The organism is Cyclonatronum sp. (assembly GCF_022565315.1).
Lineage (GTDB): Bacteria > Bacteroidota > Rhodothermia > Balneolales > Cyclonatronaceae > Cyclonatronum.
This window is the reverse complement of sequence record NZ_JAIUMX010000174.1, coordinates 1-5,130: the sequence shown is the minus strand read 5'-3', so window position 1 is coordinate 5,130 and position 5,130 is coordinate 1. Positions and strand designations below refer to the sequence as shown.

General features: G+C 56.3%; 3 protein-coding genes and 1 pseudogene. 1 reads left to right on the top strand and 3 read right to left on the bottom strand.

What is annotated here, in order from left to right:
* The first annotated feature begins 1,053 nt into the window (after window positions 1-1,053).
* On the top strand, window positions 1,054-3,687 hold the full coding sequence (clpB, locus tag LAT75_RS15175) for an ATP-dependent chaperone ClpB (RefSeq protein ID WP_291483614.1): 2,634 nt from the start codon (window positions 1,054-1,056) through the stop codon (window positions 3,685-3,687).
* Between the two features lie 314 nt (window positions 3,688-4,001).
* On the opposite strand, the gene LAT75_RS15170 is transcribed toward clpB, so the two are convergent.
* The 3 genes and pseudogenes from LAT75_RS15170 to LAT75_RS15160 all read right to left on the bottom strand — a co-directional run.
* A complete protein-coding gene (locus LAT75_RS15170; protein WP_291483612.1) occupies window positions 4,002-4,364 on the bottom strand; it encodes a nucleotidyltransferase domain-containing protein in 363 nt (120 codons plus the stop codon).
* Window positions 4,361-4,774: an HI0074 family nucleotidyltransferase substrate-binding subunit gene (locus LAT75_RS15165; RefSeq protein ID WP_291483610.1), complete on the bottom strand. Its 414-nt coding sequence runs from the start codon at window positions 4,772-4,774 to the stop codon at window positions 4,361-4,363. The genes LAT75_RS15170 and LAT75_RS15165 overlap by 4 nt, the downstream gene beginning before the upstream one ends.
* Before the next feature lie 87 nt (window positions 4,775-4,861).
* A pseudogene (locus LAT75_RS15160) lies at window positions 4,862-5,130 on the bottom strand (nucleoside deaminase); the annotation flags it as partial.

The window sequence follows — 5,130 nt, the reverse complement described above, 5'->3', positions numbered from 1 at the left end:
TTTTGGCTGTTGACTGTTGAATTTGGCGGATTTTCAGGTCGGCCGGTTTAATCAGTGCGACCCGAAAATCGTGTTCATTTTTTGATCTTATTCATCGTGTCAATCTAACGAATTTTAAAAATCCTGTTAAGCTGCACGGTTTTTTCCGCAGGTTTGGGATTTTTGGAACCGCCACAGCAGACTGCGATGCTCACGGGGTTCCCCCCCAAAAAAAAGTGCGCGGCCTGGCTTGCAGGTGTGGTTTCAGCGCCCTGAGTGCCATAGCTGTTGGCAATTAGCTTTTAGCTTTTGGCTGTTAACTGTTGAATTTGGCGGATTTTCAGGTTGGCCGGTTTAATCAGTACGACCCGAAAATCGTGTTCATTTTTTCGTCTTATTCATCGTGTTAATCTTACGAATCTTAAAAATCCTGTTGAGCTGCACGGGCTTATCCGCAGGTTTGGGATTTTTGGAACCGCCACAGCAGACTGCGATGCTCACGGAGTTCCCCCCCCCAAAAAAAAGCGCGCGGCCTGGCTTGCAGGTGTGGTTTCAGCGCCCTGATTCCCATAGCTGTTGGCAATTAGCTTTTAGCTGTTGACTGTTGAATTTGGCGGATTTTCAGGTCGGACGGTTTAATCAGTGCGACCCGAAAATCGTGTTCATTTTTTCATCTTATTCATCGTGTCAATCTTACGAATCTGAAAAATCCGGTTAAGTTACACGGGCTTTTCCGCAGGTTTGGGATTTTTGGAGCCGGCACAGCTGACCGTGATGCGCACGGGGTTTCCCCCAAAAAAAAGCACGCGGCCTGGCTTGCAGGCGGGGTTTCAGCTTGCGGTTTGTTTTGGAAAAGTACGAGCTTGTGGCAGGCGTTTAGGGTGGTTTAAGGACGAATGGTCAGAATCAGGGGATAAATGGCAGGATGTTTCTCCTTGCGGCTGACACGTTTCGGGGGTGTTTGGGTGTTGTTGTCAGTACGGGTGAAAATTCGGCACGGCCCCGCTTTTGGAATGGATTTGGAAACACATCCATCGAAAAGAAAAAAACACCATTTAAGACCATCTCAGAAAAATGAATCTGAACAAGTTTACCATCAAAGCACAGGAAGCGCTGCAGGCGGCGTTTCAGAAGGCGGCTGACCTGCAGCAGCAGGCCGTTGAGCCGGATCACATCCTCGCGGCCCTGCTCGACGACAAAGAGAGCATCACCCGTACGCTGCTCAAAAAGGCGGGCATCGACCCGGCCTACATCACCCAAAAACTAAACGAATATCTCGCAAAACTCCCGACGGTGAAGGGCGCCTCCGTTTCGGGTCAGTATCCCGGAAATGATGCCAAGGCGCTGCTGGATTCGGCTGCCAAACTCGCCTCCAAAATGGGCGACGACTACATCAGCTCCGAGCACATCCTGCTCGGTATTATGGACCACAACTTTCAGGCGTCGCGCCTGCTCAAAGATCAGGGCCTCACCAAAGATCAGGTGATGACCGTGCTCAAAGAAGTGCGCGGCAGCAGCCGTGTGGACGACCCCAACGCCGAAAGCCGGTATCAGTCGCTGCAAAAATACACCCGCGACCTGAACGAGCTCGCCGAGCGCAACAAGCTCGACCCCGTAATCGGGCGCGATCAGGAAATCCGCAGGGTGATGCAGATCCTGAACCGCCGCACCAAAAACAACCCCGTGCTGATTGGCGAGCCCGGCGTGGGTAAAACCGCCATTGCCGAAGGGCTGGCGCTTCGCATCGTAACCGGCGACGTGCCCGAAGACCTCAAGAGCAAGCGGATTTTCTCCCTCGATATGGGCGCGCTCATTGCCGGGGCCAAGTACCGCGGCGAATTCGAAGACCGCCTCAAAGCGGTGGTGAAGGAAGTGACCGAAGCCGCGGGGGAAATCATCCTGTTTATTGATGAAATCCACACGCTGGTCGGCGCCGGTGCCTCTGAAGGCGCGATGGATGCGGCCAACATCCTCAAACCGGCCCTTGCGCGCGGCGAGCTGCGGGCGATTGGCGCAACCACCCTCACCGAGTACCGCAAGTTTATCGAAAAAGACAAGGCACTCGAGCGGCGCCTGCAAACCGTGTTTGTGGGCGAGCCCAGCCCGGAGGATACGATTTCCATCCTGCGCGGGCTCAAGGAGCGCTACGAGCTGCATCACGGGGTGCGGATTACCGACGCGGCCATCATTTCGGCGGCGGAGCTCTCGCACCGCTATATCGCCGACCGCTTCCTGCCCGACAAAGCCATCGACCTGATCGACGAGGCGGCGTCGCGGCTGCGCATCCAAATCGACTCCCTGCCCGAAGAACTCGACACCATCGAGCGGCAGATTCGTCAGCTGGAGATTGAGCGGGAAGCCATCAAACGCGAAAACGACACCGCAAAACTCGAAGCCATCGCCCGCGAGCTTGCGGCCCTCAACGAAAAGCAGAACAGCCTCAAAGCGCACTGGTCGGCAGAGCGGGAGCTCATCAAAAAAACGCAGGAGCTCAAGCAGGCTGTCGAAACCGCCAAGCTCGAGGCCGAGCGGGCCGAGCGCGCGGGCAATTACGAGAAAGTGGCCGAGCTGCGGTACGGCACGGTCACGCAGCTGGAGCGCGACCTGCAGCAGACCAAGGAGCAGCTGGCGGTGCTTCAGAAAGACAAGGCCATGCTCAAAGAAGAAGTGGATTCGGAAGAAATCGCCGACATCGTGAGCCGCTGGACGGGCATCCCGGTCAGCAAGATGCTGCAAAGCGAGCGGCAGAAGCTCATCATGATGGAAGAGCACCTGCACAAACGCGTGATAGGTCAGGATCCCGCCATCGAGGCGGTCTCCAACGCGGTGCGCCGCTCGCGTGCCGGCCTGCAGGATGAAGGCCGCCCGGTGGGCTCGTTCATCTTCCTCGGGTCAACCGGTGTGGGCAAAACCGAGCTGGCCCGCAGCCTGGCCGACTACCTCTTCGATGACGAAAACGCCATGGTGCGCATCGACATGAGCGAGTACATGGAGCGGCACAGCGTGAGCCGCCTCATCGGCGCGCCTCCGGGCTACGTGGGCTACGACGAAGGCGGTCAGCTTACCGAAGCCGTGCGCCGCAAGCCCTACTCGGTGGTGCTGTTAGACGAAATCGAGAAAGCCCATGCCGATGTGTTCAACGTGCTCTTGCAGGTGCTCGATGAAGGCCGCCTCACCGATAACAAGGGCGTAACCGTAAACTTCACGAACACCATCATCATCATGACGAGCAACATCGGCTCGCACCTGATTCAGCAGCGGATTGAGCAGAAGGGCGGCGAGCTCGATGAGCCGGAGTACGAGCGGCTGCAAAACGAGCTCTACGCGCAGCTCAAGCAGACCATCCGGCCGGAGTTCCTCAACCGCATCGACGATGTAATTGTGTTCCATCCGCTGGGCCGGGAGCACCTGCGCAAAGTGGTGGATATTCAGCTCGACCGGGTACACCGCATGCTGGCCAAAAACGGCGTAGAAGTGCGGGTGCCCGACAGCGTGAAAGACTGGCTGGCCGCGCGCGGCTACGACCCGACCTTCGGTGCAAGGCCGCTCAAGCGCCTCATTCAGAAGGAAGTCGTAAACGAGCTGGCCCGGCTGCTCATCCGCCGGAGCGGCGACGAAAAGGCCGTGTTCGACGTGCACCTCAGCAAGAGCCGCGACGGACTCGAATTCGCCGAGGTAATCGAAGATGTGGAGGCCTGGGTGGAGTAAGGCCAACCCAGGCTTCACCCGGCGCTAACGCAAACGAAAGTAACGCGGGCAATCCGAAAGCTGTTAACGGCAGCCATTCGGGTTGTCCGCGTTATTTTGTGCGGCAATGCAGCGGGCAAAAGCAACAAGAACCGCGCGTGACCCATAAACCCGGCAGCTCAGGCATTTCCCGCCTCTTTTATTTTTTTAGGGGAACTCCGTGCACATCACGGTCTTTCGTGCTTCTTCCGGCACCCCAAATCGGCGGAGAATCCCTTGCTTTTTGTTGTAGGCGCTTCGTGCTGCGAAGCAACCCCAACTCGGGAAAAAGAGCACTACCCCGGACTTGTGCCGGCCCCGTTTTCATGTTTGGGAGGGGAGGCCCCGGCCTCGCGGCGGTAGATTACGCGGCCAACCCGCTCAATATGAGCCAAAAGATCCGGGTTTTGAATGTCATTAAGATGTTGCAAATCAACGAGGTAAGGAAAGTCACTTTCCTCAAACGCGCTGAGTATATCTCCCGTGATATGGCGGCTTACAGGTTTGCCGGTAATTACCAGATCAGCATCGCTGCGCTCATTTGCCGTACCTTTGGCCCGGGAGCCGTAGAGCACAACTTCTCCGACTTCCGGAAACCGGCTGAAAATTTCCCGAAGCAGGCTGAGGTGTTTGGGCGGGAGTCCGCTTACGGTGTTCATAAATCCTGAGCTAAGTTATCGCGCAGCTGCCGGAACAGCGGAAGGTAGATTTGCTGAACATCCGGCAGGGTTTTCACCAGCAGGGTGGCGTCGTAGGTGAGGGTGAGGAGGTTGCGGTCGTTAATCATCCTGAGCCATGGCTCTGCATCATCCAGGTATTTCGCCTGCCACGCCTGCCACGCCTGCCGGATTATCCCTTTTGGGGAAAGCTGCTGAAGCACAAAGCCGTCGTGCTCCATCTTGTCCTTCAGGGTTTTCCAGGCGAGTTCGGTTGTGAGATGAAATCGCTTAACAATACCATCCTGCTCAAGTCTTGTGAGCGTTGTGAAATCGGTATGCGCAACATCACCCCATAAATCCAGGATTTTGGAAAAGTTTTCTGCGTGTTCGCTTTGTTTCTTTTGTTCCATCCAATATCTCAGTCAAAAAAAATCCGCGTTGCCCTGCATCCGGGTAATCCGCGCGCTATCACCGCAAAGCACTGCAAAACGCATCATTCAGTAATCAGTCCGGTCTGATTTTTCGCGCCAGCTGTCGAAAAGCTTCCGGGCGTGTGTGCTTTGTAGGTTCACGAAGCGGATACTCCGGTTTTCTGGTGGGAGCGGGATTTCATCATAGATAAATTTATCGTTGAAGCCGATGGCGGCGGCATCGTCGCGGGTTGAGGCGTAGTACACCGCGCTGAGATTTGCCCAGTATGCCGCCGAGAGGCACATCGGGCAGGGTTCGCAGCTGCTGTAGAGCACGGCCCCCGGCAGGTGGAACT

Bases quoted from the DNA above. Each gene is read 5' to 3' on its own strand.
- LAT75_RS15165 (WP_291483610.1), bottom strand. From the start codon at position 4,774: ATGGAACAAAAGAAACAAAGCGAACACGCAGAAAACTTTTCCAAAATC.
- clpB (WP_291483614.1), top strand. From the start codon at position 1,054: ATGAATCTGAACAAGTTTACCATCAAAGCACAGGAAGCGCTGCAGGCG.
- LAT75_RS15170 (WP_291483612.1), bottom strand. From the start codon at position 4,364: ATGAACACCGTAAGCGGACTCCCGCCCAAACACCTCAGCCTGCTTCGG.